General features: G+C 32.9%; 20 protein-coding genes, 1 tRNA gene and 1 riboswitch. Of the genes, 11 read left to right on the top strand and 10 right to left on the bottom strand.

Going from position 1 to position 16,349, the window contains the following annotated elements:
* Positions 1-186: 186 nt before the first annotated feature.
* Together CLV90_RS15645 and CLV90_RS15640 are read left to right on the top strand one after the other, a co-directional pair.
* Positions 187-711, top strand: a complete 525-nt coding sequence (locus tag CLV90_RS15645) for an antirestriction protein ArdA (RefSeq protein WP_133688454.1) — start codon at positions 187-189, stop codon at positions 709-711.
* A 35-nt stretch (positions 712-746) separates the two neighbouring features.
* Entirely contained in the window at positions 747-1,340 is a 594-nt protein-coding gene (locus CLV90_RS15640) for a recombinase family protein (protein WP_133688453.1), read from the top strand.
* Positions 1,341-1,567: 227 nt separating this feature from the next.
* Here CLV90_RS15640 and CLV90_RS15635 read toward each other — a convergent pair whose 3' ends face one another.
* Positions 1,568-2,359: a short-chain dehydrogenase gene (locus tag CLV90_RS15635; protein ID WP_133688452.1), complete on the bottom strand. Its 792-nt coding sequence runs from the start codon at positions 2,357-2,359 to the stop codon at positions 1,568-1,570.
* Positions 2,360-2,633: 274 nt separating this feature from the next.
* On the opposite strand from CLV90_RS15635, the gene CLV90_RS15630 reads away from it, so the two are divergent.
* Together CLV90_RS15630 and CLV90_RS15625 are read left to right on the top strand one after the other, a co-directional pair.
* A complete protein-coding gene (locus tag CLV90_RS15630) occupies positions 2,634-2,858 on the top strand; it encodes a hypothetical protein (RefSeq protein ID WP_133688451.1) in 225 nt (74 codons plus the stop codon).
* 1 nt (position 2,859) lies between these two features.
* Complete coding sequence (locus CLV90_RS15625) at positions 2,860-3,141, top strand: hypothetical protein (RefSeq protein WP_133688450.1); 282 nt, start codon at positions 2,860-2,862, stop codon at positions 3,139-3,141.
* 179 nt (positions 3,142-3,320) lie between these two features.
* Here CLV90_RS15625 and CLV90_RS15620 read toward each other — a convergent pair whose 3' ends face one another.
* A complete protein-coding gene (locus CLV90_RS15620; protein ID WP_133688449.1) occupies positions 3,321-3,623 on the bottom strand; it encodes a hypothetical protein in 303 nt (100 codons plus the stop codon).
* 133 nt (positions 3,624-3,756) lie between these two features.
* Entirely contained in the window at positions 3,757-4,950 is a 1,194-nt protein-coding gene (locus CLV90_RS15615) for a BT4734/BF3469 family protein (RefSeq protein ID WP_133688448.1), read from the bottom strand.
* A riboswitch (SAM-I-IV-variant riboswitch) is annotated at positions 4,943-5,045 on the bottom strand. Its footprint overlaps the gene before it by 8 nt.
* Positions 5,046-5,672: 627 nt before the next feature.
* Between CLV90_RS15615 and CLV90_RS15610 the strand changes: the two genes are divergently transcribed.
* Positions 5,673-6,059, top strand: a complete 387-nt coding sequence (locus tag CLV90_RS15610; protein ID WP_133688447.1) for a hypothetical protein — start codon at positions 5,673-5,675, stop codon at positions 6,057-6,059.
* Between the two features lie 62 nt (positions 6,060-6,121).
* Here CLV90_RS15610 and CLV90_RS15605 read toward each other — a convergent pair whose 3' ends face one another.
* Complete coding sequence (locus CLV90_RS15605; protein WP_133688446.1) at positions 6,122-6,400, bottom strand: hypothetical protein; 279 nt, start codon at positions 6,398-6,400, stop codon at positions 6,122-6,124.
* A 129-nt stretch (positions 6,401-6,529) separates the two neighbouring features.
* Here CLV90_RS15605 and CLV90_RS15600 point away from each other — a divergent pair, with 129 nt between their 5' ends.
* The 4 genes from CLV90_RS15600 to CLV90_RS15585 all read left to right on the top strand — a co-directional run bounded on the left by CLV90_RS15600 (position 6,530) and on the right by CLV90_RS15585 (position 9,226).
* Positions 6,530-7,597 (top strand): exodeoxyribonuclease VII large subunit, encoded by a 1,068-nt coding sequence (locus tag CLV90_RS15600; RefSeq protein WP_133688445.1) that lies wholly within the window; start codon positions 6,530-6,532, stop codon positions 7,595-7,597.
* Between the two features lie 94 nt (positions 7,598-7,691).
* Positions 7,692-7,765, top strand: a tRNA-Asn gene (locus CLV90_RS15595).
* Between the two features lie 245 nt (positions 7,766-8,010).
* Positions 8,011-8,904: an ATP-binding protein gene (locus tag CLV90_RS15590; protein ID WP_133688444.1), complete on the top strand. Its 894-nt coding sequence runs from the start codon at positions 8,011-8,013 to the stop codon at positions 8,902-8,904.
* A 34-nt stretch (positions 8,905-8,938) separates the two neighbouring features.
* The gene (locus CLV90_RS15585) at positions 8,939-9,226 is read left to right on the top strand and encodes an STAS-like domain-containing protein (protein WP_133688443.1); all 288 of its coding nucleotides are present in this window, start codon (positions 8,939-8,941) and stop codon (positions 9,224-9,226) included.
* An 8-nt stretch (positions 9,227-9,234) separates the two neighbouring features.
* On the opposite strand, the gene CLV90_RS15580 is transcribed toward CLV90_RS15585, so the two are convergent.
* From CLV90_RS15580 to CLV90_RS15565, 4 genes are all read right to left on the bottom strand, one after another.
* Positions 9,235-9,477, bottom strand: a complete 243-nt coding sequence (locus CLV90_RS15580) for a hypothetical protein (RefSeq protein ID WP_133688442.1) — start codon at positions 9,475-9,477, stop codon at positions 9,235-9,237.
* A gap of 14 nt (positions 9,478-9,491) precedes the next feature.
* Positions 9,492-9,707 (bottom strand): hypothetical protein, encoded by a 216-nt coding sequence (locus CLV90_RS15575; RefSeq protein ID WP_133688441.1) that lies wholly within the window; start codon positions 9,705-9,707, stop codon positions 9,492-9,494.
* A gap of 69 nt (positions 9,708-9,776) precedes the next feature.
* Complete coding sequence (locus CLV90_RS15570; protein WP_133688440.1) at positions 9,777-10,487, bottom strand: hypothetical protein; 711 nt, start codon at positions 10,485-10,487, stop codon at positions 9,777-9,779.
* 216 nt (positions 10,488-10,703) lie between these two features.
* On the bottom strand, positions 10,704-11,675 hold the full coding sequence (locus tag CLV90_RS15565; protein WP_208295138.1) for an HIT domain-containing protein: 972 nt from the start codon (positions 11,673-11,675) through the stop codon (positions 10,704-10,706).
* 211 nt (positions 11,676-11,886) lie between these two features.
* Here CLV90_RS15565 and CLV90_RS15560 point away from each other — a divergent pair, with 211 nt between their 5' ends.
* Positions 11,887-13,974, top strand: a complete 2,088-nt coding sequence (locus CLV90_RS15560; RefSeq protein WP_133688439.1) for a TonB-dependent receptor — start codon at positions 11,887-11,889, stop codon at positions 13,972-13,974.
* Positions 13,975-13,990: 16 nt separating this feature from the next.
* Complete coding sequence (locus tag CLV90_RS15555) at positions 13,991-15,355, top strand: DUF5689 domain-containing protein (RefSeq protein WP_133688438.1); 1,365 nt, start codon at positions 13,991-13,993, stop codon at positions 15,353-15,355.
* A gap of 2 nt (positions 15,356-15,357) precedes the next feature.
* On the opposite strand, the gene CLV90_RS15550 is transcribed toward CLV90_RS15555, so the two are convergent.
* Together CLV90_RS15550 and CLV90_RS15545 are read right to left on the bottom strand one after the other, a co-directional pair.
* A complete protein-coding gene (locus CLV90_RS15550; protein ID WP_133688437.1) occupies positions 15,358-15,765 on the bottom strand; it encodes a response regulator in 408 nt (135 codons plus the stop codon).
* A 169-nt stretch (positions 15,766-15,934) separates the two neighbouring features.
* Positions 15,935-16,342 (bottom strand): response regulator, encoded by a 408-nt coding sequence (locus CLV90_RS15545; RefSeq protein WP_133688436.1) that lies wholly within the window; start codon positions 16,340-16,342, stop codon positions 15,935-15,937.
* Between the last annotated feature and the right edge of the window lie 7 nt (positions 16,343-16,349).

The raw sequence follows: 16,349 nt of genomic DNA, 5'->3' as shown, positions 1-16,349 counted from the left end.
ATACACTTTTAAGTAGTTGATCGTTGCATTTTGTAGTTGATCGAAATGTACTAAATACACCCACCCTAAATTAGGATCACATTACTAATTGTCGGATCTTTAATTGAGACAATAAAAAAGCCCTGCGGAATGGAACTCCACAAGGCTTAAAAATCAAAACGTTTAACGCAAATTAAAAATCTTGACATGACGAATTTAAGTGTTTATGTTGGTACTTACCAAAAGTACAACGAAGGAAGTCTATTTGGAAAATGGATCAATCTATCTAACTACTCCGACCTGGAGGAATTCTACAAAGACATTAGGGAGCTTCACAAAGATGAAGAGGACCCAGAATTTATGTTCCAGGACTATGAGGTATCAGATTTGATTAAGTCTTTGGACCTAATCTCTGAGGGGTATATTTCAAACGACATATTTGAGATACTTCAAGCTATTGAGGATTCTAATTACGATGAGGAAGTTTTGGAAGCTTACCTGGTTGGCTATGGTTATAATGATGAAGCTATAGAAGATATTATCGCTAAAGTGGAAGAAGCTTATTCTGGTGAGTACTCCAGTGATGAAGACTTTGTACAGGAGCTTCTAGAAGGCTGTGGTGATTTACCAAAGAATCTTCCTGGTTGCATCCATATTGATTGGGAAAGGACCGCCAGGGATATCATGTATGATTATTCAGCCAGTAACAACCACTATTTCAGAAACCTATAAAGCTACGCCCTCTACGGAGGGCTTTACCATCTCCTATGAAAGCAAGATATATAAGAATAAGTACACCAGATCAGAAGCTTGAACGACAGCTTATAAAACAGCATCCAGATGAAAAGCTTTTCATTGATATTATTAGTGGCTCTGTGCCCTTCAAGGAACGCCCAGAAGGTATTAAGCTACTTAATGATAAGGAAGTAAAATACATTACAGTACATGCAATAGATCGCCTGGGGAGAAACCTAATAGATATACTAACGACATTGCAGCACTTCGATGATAACGGTATAAAGCTTAAGGTAGAAAACCTTGGGATAGAATCTCTTGTTGATGGCAAACCGAACCCAGCATTTAAGCTTATCATTTCGGTCCTGGCAAACATAGCGGAGATGGAACGTAATACCATGCTTGAACGTCAACGGGAAGGTATAGAGATAGCTAAGGCAAAGGGGCTTTACAAGGGACGTGTTAGAGGTTCTGTAGAATCCAAAGAAGAAGTCCTGGCAAAGTATCCAAATGTCATTAGGCGTCTTAAGGAAGGGCAAAGCTTAAGAAATACAGCTAAGCTTTGTGATGTATCCTTGGGAACGGTCCAGAAAGTAAAAGATTGCCTTCAAAAGGTTTCTATATAAACCTTCTTTTTTTGATATCTTTTATTCTAATCCGTTCTTGATATTTTCCTCCCCAGATTTTAAAGGGGGGGGGTAGGTGAAAATTAGATTATCGCCCCCAGGGTTGTTGAGGGACGGTTCAGGGGGGGTATAAGAATAGACTTTTGTATCTATGAGCCTAGAATAATATTGTCTCAGATTAAAGAAGAATTTGTTTGTTTTTTACCTCAGTTCTTTGTTGCCAGTAGTTATTTTTTCACAGTATTTTTTAGACTAGCTAGCTTTTTTTTTGCGTTCTCTATTTTTTCTTTCTTTCGATACTCATCTAATTTCTCATCTAAAATTATCTCAATTCCTACTCGTAAGGTATCAAAATTTGCAAGACAAGTTTTTTCATCTAATTCGTGAATTCCCAAACTTAAGATTGAATACATTGATTTGTTTTCAACCAAAAAGTTAGGCAGGTATTCTTTTAATAGCTTGATTTTATCATCCATTCTAGCAGATTGAAATATACTACTGTCAATTTTCGACTCTGACAAAGCAATCTCATAAGCCTCTTGAATCAAGTTTTCAAAAATTCGTCTCAAGTATACAAAAGAACCTATTCCAACACCATTAGCAGCAAGACCAATTGCTTTAGTGAATTCTCTCATTTTTTCATTTGAGAGTAATTTATTGTATTGTTTGACCTCAGAAATATGAAAGTCGGCAACTGATGGATATTGTCCAACTTTAGTTATCTCTTTAGTTTGTGGATCCCATAAAATATAATACCAAAAAATCATATCAGTACGTTTACACATTATTTGTACTGTTCCAAAACCTCCACTTAAGTCAAAAGAACTAGAAGAATTAGGAACCAAATCGGTAACTACTCTAAATGTAGATTCTATTTTTGCAAATGGATTATATCCGTGAAAGTCAACAGATACAGTTTTGTCAATAATTTGTTTGAACGTCAGTTTACTATCCTCATTTATTATGATAGGTGAGTAAATAGGAATATTGAAAAAAAAATCTGTTAGTGTTAATTCCATATGGTAAGTTTCAAAATTACTGGCAACAATTGGCTAATTGTACCTAGGTACGTTTATTTCTTTTTTATATGGAACTAAGATAAGAGATTTTTTATTTAAGCTGAGTCAATCAATCCTAGTATATATAGTAAGTTTGGGCATTGGTAAAATATTAGCTGGATACTAAACATTTACAGTATGGTCTGCCAAATTTTTAGTTTGTCTTCATCTCCAAAATTAATAATTACGTTCTTGCATTAAACCGTATTTTTATAGGATGGGTCTATACGAATATATGATGTTAACAGAGGAAGAGCAGTGGAACGACCTTTGGCAGAACGGTACTTTCTTGACTCATCACATTGGTCCTAAAGAAAAGTTCTCCCTATACGCTCTGTATGATTTCTTTGTCGAAGTTGAAATAGATATCAAGACTAATAAGATCATTGCTAAGGGGCACTTTAAAACTGGTGAGACATTGGATAGGTACGCAGGCAATATTAATATTAATAAGCTTTAAAATGGATAGACTGGAAAGAGCAAAATTAAAGGATAAGGTTTTAAGGTTTCTTCTTAGGAATAGAAATTGTGAACATATTCGTTTTTATATAGCGTTGGGTAAGCCTACCTTATATGTTGATGATTTTTTAAACCTTGGATTGGAAATCTATAGGTATGAACCTTATATATTAAACATTCATTCTTTTAATGGCGATATATTTTTTGACCGAACAGAATTGACAGCTACCTTTTTAGAGAATGGAGGATTTACCGCTATTGAAGAAGGTCTGGCAGAAGATTAGTATTTTCCTCTATTAGGATTACATAAGCTTATGTAGTCATGTTATATCAAGTCAGAAGTAGTTTTGGGTAGTTGCAGGTGTTTTAGGCTACGTAAGATGGATGATCACTGCTGCGGCAGTAAATCTATATTTGCACAATTAGATCATTCATTAGATCGGCTTAAATTGAGTTTTGGTGTTTAGCCCCACTTAATTGACCGCTTTAACTCTTCATTAGCTACTAGCTTATAAGTTCCATCACTTTGCCAATGGTCCATTCCCTTCAATAGATATTGTTTGCCCTCGTACTCGAACGAGCCGTACTTATGCATTAGACCGATCATAAGCTTATGTATCCTATTCTGGTTCTTGTAGGTGTTACTGGACTTTCTGATTCTCTCCTGACCGTTCACGGTATATACCCCAGAACTTACTTCCGCTATGTTCCCATTTGCTCTTATTATTAACTTGCCGTTACCGTGTATGGCATGCATGAGCATCATTGAGACATTGAGGTTGTTGTGGGTCATAATTTAAGCTTAAAGAAGGTCCTCAGTAAAGTTAGTAACGATTCAGGTTATAAATATTTATCGTGATTTATATTTACTAACATTTTACTTCTATTGGTCAATTAGTTTAGCCATTCTTAAACTCTAGATTCAATATTTGAATATGTGACTTGAACAAATGATAATATTTCTGGATTGTCTTTATATTCTTTCCGCTAATCTTCGCTAAACCTTTTTGGGTGATCTTCCCTTCCTTCTCAAAATCCCAATCATCTATAGTTTTTTCAATTTTCCGTTTTGAATCTTTTTCTCTGTCTTTACTTAACACCTTTATATTTAATTGTCGCTTTTCAGTTGGGGTTAAATCATAGTCGGGATTATAAACAAACCTTCTTTCTTTATTTAATTTAGGTTTGATATCTACCACATTCATAACTCCTTTTGTTATGCTATGGATTTTATACAATGGTAGCGGGGGATGGCAATATTTGGAGTTAATATCCTTTAGTACGTTATATAAATCTTGATATTTTATTCCAAGGTTCAAAGCTCTTAATTGATATGCATAACCACATATTGTGTCATTACGTTCACCTCTATTTATCCTGCTAGTTTTTATAAACACTGAGGCATACTTCACTTTAGTTCTGTAATCGTAGAGTACATCACCGTTAAATTCTATATTTTCGATTAACTCATCGAGGTTATCAAATCGTATATTTCCAAAATTAGTACCCACTACAGTCCCTATAGTATCTATCTCTTTATTAATAGTATTGTAATGGGGTATTTCTTCTTTATCAATAGCTTTGTATGTGAGTGAGTTTTGATTGGTATATACTTGTGGGTCGTAGGATAATACATTAGGTTGGGTGGGCTTACAAGCTCTCTTATCAGCTTTAATGCCTAATTGCTTGGAGATATCTGAATAGACATCCTTAAAGTTCTCTGGATTGACATTATCAACTTTCACCAGGATACCTCTTCCATTATCTGATAAGGACATCCATGAAGCATAGATTAATGGGTGTTGTAAGTCTATCTCCCTTTGATTATCTAAATCTATATAGATATGACCTGTACTAGCAATTATGGAACAGTTGTTTCTTACTCCTTCAAAAGTGAAGTTTAACGTATAACAGGGCAGCTGGGTAACCTTTATGTTATTGTATTCCGAGCTATCGGTCCGATACACTTGACGAGCTTTAAGAATTTTTTCCAGGTGCTCATCACCGCTTTTAATTTTAGAGAGAAATTGATCGGGTGTTAAGGACCCTAGTACATTATTGGAACTGGTAATACATTTGTAGCGATTAAACATTTTATTTTCCTTATTAGGCGTATCGTTGGACCACCTTTTGCGTGTTTATCGCTAGGTTGGTACACTCACTTTGAGTGACTCTGTAGATACAGGTTTACAGATTTTTGGTTTTAGTTTGCTAGGCCTATTTATTTGGCGTCGCACAGCAAAGATAGGATTAGAAAATAAATGTAACTAATTGATTAACAGTCGTTAATTTAACTAAATTAGTAAAAAAATATAAATTATTGAACTAGAGTAAATTAGATTATTCAGTCCTAAACTAGTTAAATTAAGTCTATGTTTTTAACATTTTCTTCACATCAATTTTAACATTTATATGGAGTTATTATAATCTTCATTGGTCTTTTAAATCAGAAACTTAAACTTCACAATCTAATTAATGATTACTTAAAATATTTTTAGGGGTTTGCAGAGTATTATCGTATTAGGATTGCATACCAATTTGTGCCAATGACTCTAGATTATTGGTTTTATTACAATTTTACAATACGCGCGCATGGGGTCATTTCAACACCTTGTTTAAGAGTGATTTAAAGCTTTAAAAATACGCTTTAAAGGTAAGCTTGAGAAAGTGTATGAGAGACAAAATCATATTTTGGTCCACCATTAAATATCTGTTAATCTAATTTAACAGCATATGATCTAATATTTTATACTCTGCTTTGATTATAGCTTTAAAACTTCAATATTGCAGCTGTTATTAACTAATATTTAATGGAATGGAACTAATAAAATTGAAGGTAAGAGAACATAATTCGAAAGGTTCCAACGCTACGTTAATTACGGATAAGTTTATCGAATCATGTACGAAGCTAGATGCTTCGATATTCGAAAGCTTGATAGATGAAGATCAGTATTTCGAGAATAAGGACAAATATGAATTTTTAAGCTTTTTAAAGGCCCAATTCGATCACGCAAAGAAAATAGGTCTGGATAAAACGATCGTTGGTTACGGGAGTTGCGGTGCTTGCCAGGTCGGCTGCAGAACCCATGAATTCTTTGGAGCTGATGGGAAAATTAGATTCGCTTACCTGATTAACCAAAAAGATGGTGAGGTAAAGGATATTTTCAATTGCAATGCTAGTTCAGGATGGTTTAAGAAATGAATTAATCTCTTTTTACTGTCTCGTCACGTATTGGTTTATTTAATTGTAAATAGGCATTTATTTTAATCCTCCATTTCTAACAGCTGCATATACTCTTCGCCAGTAACATCATCTACTCTCATAATATAGTAGCTTACATGATTAAGAATTTCTTTACCATTTTTATAGACTTTATTTTTCCTTCTACTTCTATATACGGGATAAATCTTTCCATCTAAATTAAATGTAAGCTCAGTTAATTCTTGTACATACTTCTTGGCGGGTATGCTATCATTATTTTTATGTTGAGAATTACCATCAAGACTTATCAATAGTAATATAAGGAAATATAATTTTTTCATTACTGATTTTTTTGTTTTTTAAAAACGTCGGATGATTAAAAATATTCTATGGTCTTAATACTAGTTCTTGCTGGCTTAAGAAATAATCATAATTTAATGGCGTTTTATCAAGGTATTTAAATTAAATCAATGCAGGACCACCTAAATTTTACTGTCGATTCATTAACAGAAATTTGCAAGAATACATTTACATCTCCGATAGAGGAGAGAATCATAAAATTAGAAGGTTTCTACTCGCCAGGAACCAATAAGAAGTACGGTGGTGTCTATTATGATATTCTACATGATGAGAATAAGCTTAGTAAATTTACTCTGGTCGTACCTGCAAAGTTAAGGGAGGATTTAGTCTCTAAACAATACTATGTTTTTGAAGGTCATCTCAATAAAACTACGAACAACTTCAATGATGGCACTATCAAGCTGCAGTTTAAGGCTACAAAGCTAAAGGGTAGAAAAGATGAATTTACATTTATAACCAAGGCTGAATTTAGTGTTGTCCAGGAGCGATTTAAACGCCCAATTCCATTTTTGGACCAACTACTGTTAGATAAGATTTTGAGCGATCAGAAGCCTGTTATAAACATAATTACGGGTACTACATCTATAGTAGGAGAAGATTATAGGGGTCAGCTGATTGATTCGGAATTTTACACTATAAACGAGCACCAGGTTAACCTATCTAACAGTCAAGAGATAGGTAAAAAGATACAACTCTTATCAAAAGTAGAATCCGATATGCTTATCGTAATGAGAGGTGGCGGAAGTGGGCTGGAGATCTTCAATGACGTAGCTTTATGTAAAGCTTCATTGGAATGCGCCATGCCATTTGTAACTGCTATTGGGCACCAGGAAGATGTAACACTGCTTGAAAAATGTGCGGACAAAGGATTTGGTACTCCAACAGCATTCGGCTCATTTCTACAGAACATAGTGGATAGATATAGAAATCAAATAAAGGACCGTACAACTCTAAACGAAAGGATAACAGTTCTAGAGAAGGACTTAGCTTTAGTATCCAAAGATAGGGATGAAAGACTTCTAAAAGCTGAGAATTCCATTAAGGAAGAGATTCTGAGGGGGCAAAAGGATAAGGATAAAGTGGAGCAGATATTTAAGAATAGAGAGAAGCAATACCTCTATGCTTCTTTGGCTCTTCTTTTTCTACTAATTGTTTGTCTCTTAATTATCTTCGTGTAGAATATTAAAAATCATAAAAATTAATATATAAGGCATACAATTCGGATACCTTATAGCTTTAAAGCTTTTAGAATAGATAATTTATTTTTTGTATTCCTCCTTAGCTCAGTTGGTTAGAGCATCTGACTGTTAATCAGAGGGTCCTTGGTTCGAGTCCAAGAGGGGGAGCAGATAAAGCTCAGTAAGACTATACTTACTGGGTTTTTTGTTTTTAAGATTGTTTTTTATCCAAGATTTTATCCATTATATGACAAAGTGATTCAAGTTCAGGTTGGTTTTTTGGATACAAGTTTTAGTTAGTTTATCATTGTGAACTTTCCCCCCTTAAGAATAGTTAAATGACTTAATGAATACTTAGTTGTTTATATTATTTATGTATTTGGAAATGAATTATAAACTTTATTAGAGTTTGGATGAAAACGTTAAGGATTAATGTACCTGTAAACAATACAAAAGTTAAATGGTTTGATTTTGCCAATAAGGTTTTAAACTACGATTTCAGTAGTTATGAAAAGATTATTATTGATTTTAAGAAGATTACTTTTCTTGATACATATCAAATTGTTCTTCTCGCATGTACAATCGAATTAATTGGTCAAAAGAATAATGTATTAATTGAATTTGAAGGGGGAGGTAAAAGCCTTAATAAACATCTAGATAATATAAAATTCAAAAATTATTGGTGCAAGGGGTTTAATAGGGATAATTATACCCAAGCAAATAATTCCACAACTCTTTGCCTTTGGCATATTTCTAAACCTATGATTGAAGGTTATGGTATGCAGGCACAATTATATTTTAAAAGAGCATTTTTTACAAATAAGGACTTGCAGCCCTTTTCTTCTTCTCTGGTTGAGATTTTTAATAATGTATTTGACCATGCAGAATCACCAATAAATGGGTATGTCTTAACTCAATATTTCCCTCAAATGAACAAGATGACTTTTGTAGTTGTAGATTTAGGTATTGGTATTCCAAGTACAGTAAATAATTATCTAATAAAGAATAACAAGCCTGTTTTAACGGATAGTAATTGTATAATAAAGTCTTTGGAATACGGTATGACAGTTGGTTCTCAACCTAGAAATGCTGGTTTGGGATTGTCTCTTGTTCATGATTTTGCAGAATCATCTGGGGGTAAATTTTCTATATTTTCGAAAAGTGGATACTATATAAAGAAATCAGGCGTTGAACCTATTTACGGTGAGACTAAAAATCAGTTTGATGGTACGTTTATTGAAGTAGAGATTGATACAAACACATTTGATGACTTTGATCCTGAAGATGCAGTTTATGATTTCTTTTAAAGATTTTAGTTTAAATAACCATATATTTGGATAAATGAGTAATTTATATAACATACTAGATATTACACCTAAAACTTCTACTAATAGTGATGGGGATGTTTTATTTGATTTTTTGTCAAATAGTGCGGTTAATGATAATGTAGTTTTGAAAATTCCTGGTGATGTAATTATTTCTTCTTCTTTTTTGAATTCTTCAGTAGGGAAATTTATTGATGTGTTTGGAATGGAAAATTTTAAAAAGAACATTAAAATTTCCTGTAATCGAAATATTTTTAATCAACTAAAGAAATATGTTGATTTTCATAATGATAAGGTTTGTTAATTAATCATTTATTGAACTTTAGTTCCTTTTAAATTACTGTATCGGTCTAAAGTTTTACCACCGACAAAACTAACTATTCCAACAATTTTATTATTTTTTGAATCATATTCAACTTCTACCCAAAAGTAAGATAAGGCGTAGAGTACATATTTAATTGACCCCTCTGTTACTGTGTCAACAAATTGACCTTTGGTAAATATTGTATCGTACTTATCATGATTAGATAATTTATTGAAGTCGTATATGTCCATTGGTGGTTTTAAATTTATTCTTCTAAGGTTTTGACTAAAATATCACAATTGTATAATCGTGTTTTAAGGTTGTCTACTTCATTTGATATTGCTTCGGCTTCCTTGCGTAAAGAATTGGCTTGTAATCTTATGCTGTTAAACTCATCTTTTAATTGCATATTCTCTTTTTGCAATTCTAGGTTTTGATTGGTACAGCCAGTCAATAGGATAATTGGAAATAATATTCGCATAGTGGAAATTACAAAACTATAATTAAAACATAAATTCGATTATACTATTTTAAATGATTTGAATAAATCTTATAATAGATTTGACCTCGAATCTATTATACCAAAACTTCTGTTATGCCATTTCACTTTTTTAAATGGTATCTCTTTAAAATCATCTTCGTTAGTATCAAATTGTACGCCTTGGATTGCAAGGAAATCTTTTGACTTATTATCTAAAATTATATTTTTGAAGTAAAAAAAATAATCATTTTCTAATCTTTTTTTATGTTCATTTTTTTCAAATTTGAAATCAGTATAAAAACCTTCGTGATTGCTAAACTCTGTTTGTAAGTCGTAAATTTCATTAATGCTAATTATTGGGTTAAGTAAACTTGCGGCAATATTTTTAAATCCAAAAAATGAATTTAGATATCTAATTGTTGATACAACTTCATGGTCATTTGAAAAATTAAACTCACTTAGAATTTTAGTATCTACTTGGTCTAAATAACTGGCATTGGTAATGGTTAATGGATATTGAGTATTAATATCTGTGTAATACCATGTGACTAAAACTCGGGATACAAGAGATTTGAAATCTTCAATCATTTCTATAATATAACATTTGCCAGGATAATGGTCGGATTGATATTTCTGAAAATCTGTAATGCTCTTAATAAATACAATTTCATTGCTAAAGAATGTAGTATTTTTTGTATTTAATGCATAAAATCCTGTCGAATGGTCAAACTCAATTTGGGAAGGATAAAAGAAAAATTGTTGAATTTTAAAGAACGGCATAATGTATAATAGTGTTTACTTTATCCAAGTTGATTTATTTTAGTGTGATTTCTTCTAAATTTAGTGAATAAAATACTTGCATAATCATTGGCATTTCTATTGTTTCCATTGGTATTTTGTCGGCTTCGTTTATTTTTTTCATTACTTTTAAATACCTTTTAGTTGGTTGCCCTTTATAGTTTTTTTTTAATCCTTTTCTGAAAGAGTAGTATTAAACTAATACTCTCCTTTACCTGGTATAACATTTCTGATACCTCCAGTCGGATTTGAAACATCGTTTTTTCTTCTTGGAATTAGGTGCATGTGGCAATGAAAAACAGTTTGACCAGCATCTTCTCCTGAATTGAAACCTAAATTAAATCCAGTTATGTTTTGATCTTCTACGGTTAGTTTTGATTTCAATTCGTGAGCTAACCTATTGATGGCGTTTACTTCAGGTTGGGATAACGAAAAATAATCTTCACAATGTCGTTTAGGAATAATAAGAATATGTTTTGAAGTAACGGGGTACTTGTCATAGAAGGCAATTGCTAACTCATTTTCCACGATAGTTTCTCTTGAATAATTACAGAATATACAGTCCGCTGCACGTAAATCATATTTTACTCCCAGATTTCTGAAATCAGTGTCATCGGTATCTCTTTTATTGGCATTACAGGTATAGCAGAGGGCTTGATAGTTGTCAATGGTATCTTCGCCACCGTGATTCTTAGGTAAAATATGGTCAACCTCTAAAGCTTTTTCATCCTTGGAAATTCCGCAAAGTTCACATCTACCATCAGCTCTCTTAAGAACATTATAACGTACTGATCCACTAACAGCTTTTCTATTCCTCCTTCTATGTTCCCAAATTTGATTACCTCTTTTGTCTATGTATTCGTTTATCTTCAGCTCGCAAAGATCTATTAGTTCCTGGACTTCATCTGGAGATAGGTTTTCATGGTCAATCAGTTTATAGATGTTTTTCTCCCTTATAACAACTTCGTTCTTTCGAAGTATCCTTCCCACCATATTGTTGGTAATATCTTCATAATATTCTACTTGAGAAAAATCGTAACTCAGTATAGTCTTTGCAATATTTATCTTGTCGGTAACTCCTCCATTTTCAAGTAATACCTTGATCATAACTGGTTGATAGATGTGCGACATGCTCATCTTTCTTTCAATAAAGTACTTTAAGTTATTCATTTATATAGATGATTTTGTAATCTGAAAATTACAGTTTATAATAGTTTTTACATCATTAGGATTAGTAATTTCAACATTTTAATAAATTTACATAATTAGTATAAATAACTGGGGCGGATTAAATGATGTTATCAGAAACCAACAATATGCGAATGGTTTAGAAGCATCAGATTTTACTTTTGGAGGAATTTTAGGAAACACAAATATAGATTTGCGACCATCTGGTTTAAGACCAGGTACGCGATTATCTTCTTCACTCTCCAATAGAACATATAGCGGCAGACTGATGGCAACTTATAATTCTGGAGTTAAAAATGAGAAATTCGCCTATATTATTTCTGCATCAAGACGTTGGGCAAAAGAAGGATATATGGATGGTACGTTGTATGATTCTTATTCTGTTTATGGTTCATTTGAATATTTATTGAATGAAAAGAATACAATTTCTGCAACGGCAATAGTAGCATCAAATAGAAGAGGCCGGTCTTCTGCAATCACAGAAGAAGTACAAGAAATTCAAGGAAACAGATATAATCCATATGCCGGTATTCAAGATGGAAAAATCAGAAACTCTAGAGAGCGACATATTCGCGAGCCATTATTCTTATTCAACTATCATCATGAATCTAAAAGTTTGCAAATTAATGCAGGCTTGGGCTATCAAACAGGTATGTATAAGAGAAGTCGTTTAGGGTATTATAATGCTCCTAATCCTGATCCTACATACTACCGCTATTTACCTAGTTTTTATTTGAACTCGCCAATCGGTGCTAACTTCGAAAGTGCCTTACAAGCAGAAGAAGGCTTTATTGAAAATCCTCAATTAGATTGGGAGAATATATACATGGCGAATACCAGTATCAGTCAAAACGGAGAAGCAGCTTATGTGCTGTATGATGATACTACAAAAGATAACCAGCTAACTGCAAGGGCTACCGCTAATATAGATATTGATAGTCATTTGAAACTCGATTTAGGGGCAACGTACAGACAGTTGAATTCTAAAAATTATGCTCAAATAAATGATTTGCTAGGGGCAGATTATCATCGTGATATCGATACATTTTCAGAAACTTTAAATGATGTTTCATCTGAAGTAAATAAAGGTGATGGTGCGGTTTTTAATTACAACTATAATTTAAAGGGAAGCAATAGCGATTTCTATACACAGTTAAATGCGCATTATAATAAAGTAAAGGCGTTTGTTGCTGGTAAATATACTATCGTTAATTATCAAAGAGAAGGTTTGTATATGAATGAGCGCTTTATAGATAATTCGTTTGGGAATAGCGAAAAGGTCAAATTTTCAAATTGGTCATTAAAATCAGGCGCATCGTATACCATAACAGGTAGGCATTGGGTTTCTGTAAATGCCGCGCTTATAAATAGAGCACCCGTTTTACAAAATGTATTTATAAATCCGAGGGAGAATAATGCTATAGTCCCAAATTTGCAAAGTGAAACGGTGACTAGTGTTGATGCTACTTACTTTCTTAGAATGCCAAAATTGACAGGTAGATTTACAGGATTTTATACCCGTTTTCAAAATACAACCGATGTAAATTTCTTCTTCGTTGACTCGGGTGTTGGTTCAGATTTCGTACAAGAAGTGCTCACTGATTTAGACAAATTACATTTAGGTATTGAACTTGGTTTAGAATACCAAGTATCTAGCGCTGTTAAATTGTCATTAGTTGGTTCTGTTGCTAAACATGAATATGCAAGTAACCCTTTTGTGACAATTAATTTTGACACGGCAGGTGCAACCGAAGATTTAATCGATATTTCTGGTTCTAAGTTTTTGGGGCAATCGGCTGTAAAAGATTATAATCTGGCGCAAGGTCCGCAGAAAGCAATTGCGGCAGGTATAGAATATAGAGATCCAAAATATTGGTGGGTAAGCGCTTCGGCAAACTATCTCGCAAATAACTATGCCAATATTTCTACGATAACCAGAACTCAGAGTTTTTTAATCGATCCAGAAACCCAGTTAAGATTTACTGATGCAACAGATGAAAATGTTCAAAAATTACTAATGCAAAAACCATTAGATAATTTCTATTTATTGAATATGGTTGGCGGTAAGTCGTGGCTTAAAAAAGGTAAGTACATTAGTGTTTTTGCAAGTGTTAATAATCTTTTTGACACCACTTTTAGAACGGGTGGCTATGAGCAGAGTAGAAATGGTAATTACGGTCAGCTAAAGCAAGATAATTTTAGTGGTAATCCGTCTTTTGCGCCTAAGTATTGGTATGGTTTCGGTAGAACCTATTTTTTAAATTTCGCTTTCAGTTTTTAAATCTGATTCAAATAGTATGAAGATAAAAAGTAACATATTTTATTCCATGATAGCCATTACTCTTATGCTATCCTCTTGTGTAAAAGATAAGGAATTTGATGCGCCAGATTTAGAATGTTCTAATGCTGAGTTTACGTTTATAACTATATCAGAATTAAAGAATATATATAATGGCGAGACTATTCAGATTCAAGAAGACTTGGTTATTAAAGGTTATGTAATCTCTTCGGACAAAGAAGGTAATTTTTTTAATACAATATATTTTCAAGACGAGCCAAGTAATCCATTAGGTGGAATGCAGATTGAACTGGAATTAAGAGATGCTCATTTGTTCTTTAATGTAGGTCAACAAATTATAATTAAGTTAAAAGGACTGTATTTGGGCGAGTCTAAAGGGATTTATAAAATTGGCGGTGTATTTACTTCTTTTGGTAATCGTAGTGTAGGTAGGTTGCCTAAAAATGTTGTTTTCGACCATGTATTGGTTTCCTGTAAAGAGAATGTTGGCATCATACCTACTTCTGTTACAGTATCTGAAATAAATGAGTCTATGTTGAATACATTGGTTGTTGTAACTGATGTAGAAATTAAACAAGAAGAGATAGGCGAAACTTTTGCGATTAAAGAAGAAGAAACATTGAGAACATTGGTTGATTGTGGCGAAAACGAATTGGTAATAGTAAACAGTGGTTATGCTGATTTTCAAGCCGAAATACTCCCAGATAAAATGGGAACAGCCACGGGAATCTTAACTATGGATAATAATCAATTTCAATTGATAATTAGAAGTGTAGATGATCTTTCATTTAACCAAGAACGATGTGAAGATTTGATAGATGAATTTACATCTACCTCAATTTTTATATCTGAAATTGCTGACCCCGATAATAATGCAGGAGCCAGATTTGTAGAGCTTTATAATGCATCTGTAGAAAGTCTATCATTAAAAGGATGGGTGTTAGAGCGTTATACAAATGATAATATAGATGTAAGTTCAAGCATAGATTTGTCTGAATATATAATTGAAGGAAACGGACTCTTGGTCATTTCGCCCAACGCAGAAGAGTTTAAAAATGTGTATGGTTTTGAGCCTGATATATCCGTCGGTACAAATTCACCGGCAGATTCTAACGGTGATGATACTATTGTACTAGTAGACCCTTTTGGTACGGTCATAGATATTTTCGGAGTAATCGGTGAAGATGGCAGTAATACAAACCATGAATTTGAAGATGGTAAGGGAGTGAGAAAAATAGAAATAATTTCAGGAAATCCGGTTTTTACAGCAAGCGAATGGACTATTTATAATGACACAGGTGATGAGGGCACAATAAATCGGCCACAAAATGCTCCGTTAGATTTTACTCCCGGGGTAAGATAATTTTATGCTATTTCTTTAGAATCTATTATTTTTTTAACGGCACTTTCGGTTAAAGGTTTAACGATATAATCTTTAACCAACTTGTAGTCTTTCGCCTTTTCCATGTATTTAGGACTTATGAACGAACTGGTAATATAAATTTGAATATGCTCTATTTTATCTTCAGGAAGATCTTTAAATTCTTCTAAAAATGACCACCCGTCTTTATTGGGCATATTTAAGTCTAGAAAAATAACATCTGGCAGTTTAATATTTTCAACAAGTAAGCCAATAAGACCGTCTAGTGCCTCTTGACCACCCGAATAATATAGAATATTGTCACTAAAGTTATAATGCTTCAATATATTCTTACTACTCACCGAAAAAAATTCGTCGTCATCTATGATGCAACAACTAGAAAATATGCTCATTTTTAATTATTTCAAATGTAAAGACCCCTCAGTCTTGGGCAGAAAAAAAAGATAACAAATTAATGGTTACTAAGTTATATAAATGTTGATATACTAGTATTCGTCATTTAAATAAGTTGCCCTAATTTTTATTAACAATAGTGTTTTGTCTGTTAATTAAGTCTCTAGCTTAATTTTCAACTACAGTACCTAATATTTTGATAAGGTCATCTGGTGTAATCGGTTTTAGAATATAGGTATCTACTTGGTCGTAATTTTTGACCCTTTCTAAGTCTCTAGGGTCAACTGAAGAGCTAATAATGTAGATGACAATTTTTTTAGATCTTTTGCTTTTACAGTTTTTAAATTCATCTAAAAATTCCCAACCATTTAGAATTGGCATATTTAAATCTAGAAATATAACATCGGGTAAAGGTTCTCTGGCGATGCATAATTTTGTAAGTCCGTCAAGAGCTGCTTGTCCATCACTATAGACAAGTATAGATTTTGCAAAACCTACTTCTTTCATTATTCTCTTTGTGCCATAAACAAATATGGGATCGTCATCTATAATGCAGCAGAGTTCAATTTTATTCATAATTATT

This window comes from Maribacter spongiicola, from assembly GCF_004364165.1.
In the GTDB taxonomy this organism is placed as follows: domain Bacteria; phylum Bacteroidota; class Bacteroidia; order Flavobacteriales; family Flavobacteriaceae; genus Maribacter; species Maribacter spongiicola.
The sequence above is the reverse complement of the archived record's forward strand: the minus strand, read 5'-3'. Positions and strand labels throughout refer to the sequence as shown.

Excerpts from the sequence above, each read along its gene's own strand:
- CLV90_RS15645 (WP_133688454.1), top strand. The coding sequence starts at position 187 with ATGACGAATTTAAGTGTTTATGTTGGTACTTACCAAAAGTACAACGAA.
- CLV90_RS15640 (WP_133688453.1), top strand. The coding sequence starts at position 747 with ATGAAAGCAAGATATATAAGAATAAGTACACCAGATCAGAAGCTTGAA.
- CLV90_RS15635 (WP_133688452.1), bottom strand. The coding sequence starts at position 2,359 with ATGGAATTAACACTAACAGATTTTTTTTTCAATATTCCTATTTACTCA.
- CLV90_RS15630 (WP_133688451.1), top strand. The coding sequence starts at position 2,634 with ATGATGTTAACAGAGGAAGAGCAGTGGAACGACCTTTGGCAGAACGGT.
- CLV90_RS15625 (WP_133688450.1), top strand. The coding sequence starts at position 2,860 with ATGGATAGACTGGAAAGAGCAAAATTAAAGGATAAGGTTTTAAGGTTT.
- CLV90_RS15620 (WP_133688449.1), bottom strand. The coding sequence starts at position 3,623 with ATGATGCTCATGCATGCCATACACGGTAACGGCAAGTTAATAATAAGA.
- CLV90_RS15615 (WP_133688448.1), bottom strand. The coding sequence starts at position 4,950 with ATGTTTAATCGCTACAAATGTATTACCAGTTCCAATAATGTACTAGGG.
- CLV90_RS15610 (WP_133688447.1), top strand. The coding sequence starts at position 5,673 with ATGGAACTAATAAAATTGAAGGTAAGAGAACATAATTCGAAAGGTTCC.
- CLV90_RS15605 (WP_133688446.1), bottom strand. The coding sequence starts at position 6,400 with ATGAAAAAATTATATTTCCTTATATTACTATTGATAAGTCTTGATGGT.
- CLV90_RS15600 (WP_133688445.1), top strand. The coding sequence starts at position 6,530 with ATGCAGGACCACCTAAATTTTACTGTCGATTCATTAACAGAAATTTGC.
- CLV90_RS15590 (WP_133688444.1), top strand. The coding sequence starts at position 8,011 with ATGAAAACGTTAAGGATTAATGTACCTGTAAACAATACAAAAGTTAAA.
- CLV90_RS15585 (WP_133688443.1), top strand. The coding sequence starts at position 8,939 with ATGAGTAATTTATATAACATACTAGATATTACACCTAAAACTTCTACT.
- CLV90_RS15580 (WP_133688442.1), bottom strand. The coding sequence starts at position 9,477 with ATGGACATATACGACTTCAATAAATTATCTAATCATGATAAGTACGAT.
- CLV90_RS15575 (WP_133688441.1), bottom strand. The coding sequence starts at position 9,707 with ATGCGAATATTATTTCCAATTATCCTATTGACTGGCTGTACCAATCAA.
- CLV90_RS15570 (WP_133688440.1), bottom strand. The coding sequence starts at position 10,487 with ATGCCGTTCTTTAAAATTCAACAATTTTTCTTTTATCCTTCCCAAATT.
- CLV90_RS15565 (WP_208295138.1), bottom strand. The coding sequence starts at position 11,675 with ATGAATAACTTAAAGTACTTTATTGAAAGAAAGATGAGCATGTCGCAC.
- CLV90_RS15555 (WP_133688438.1), top strand. The coding sequence starts at position 13,991 with ATGAAGATAAAAAGTAACATATTTTATTCCATGATAGCCATTACTCTT.
- CLV90_RS15550 (WP_133688437.1), bottom strand. The coding sequence starts at position 15,765 with ATGAGCATATTTTCTAGTTGTTGCATCATAGATGACGACGAATTTTTT.
- CLV90_RS15545 (WP_133688436.1), bottom strand. The coding sequence starts at position 16,342 with ATGAATAAAATTGAACTCTGCTGCATTATAGATGACGATCCCATATTT.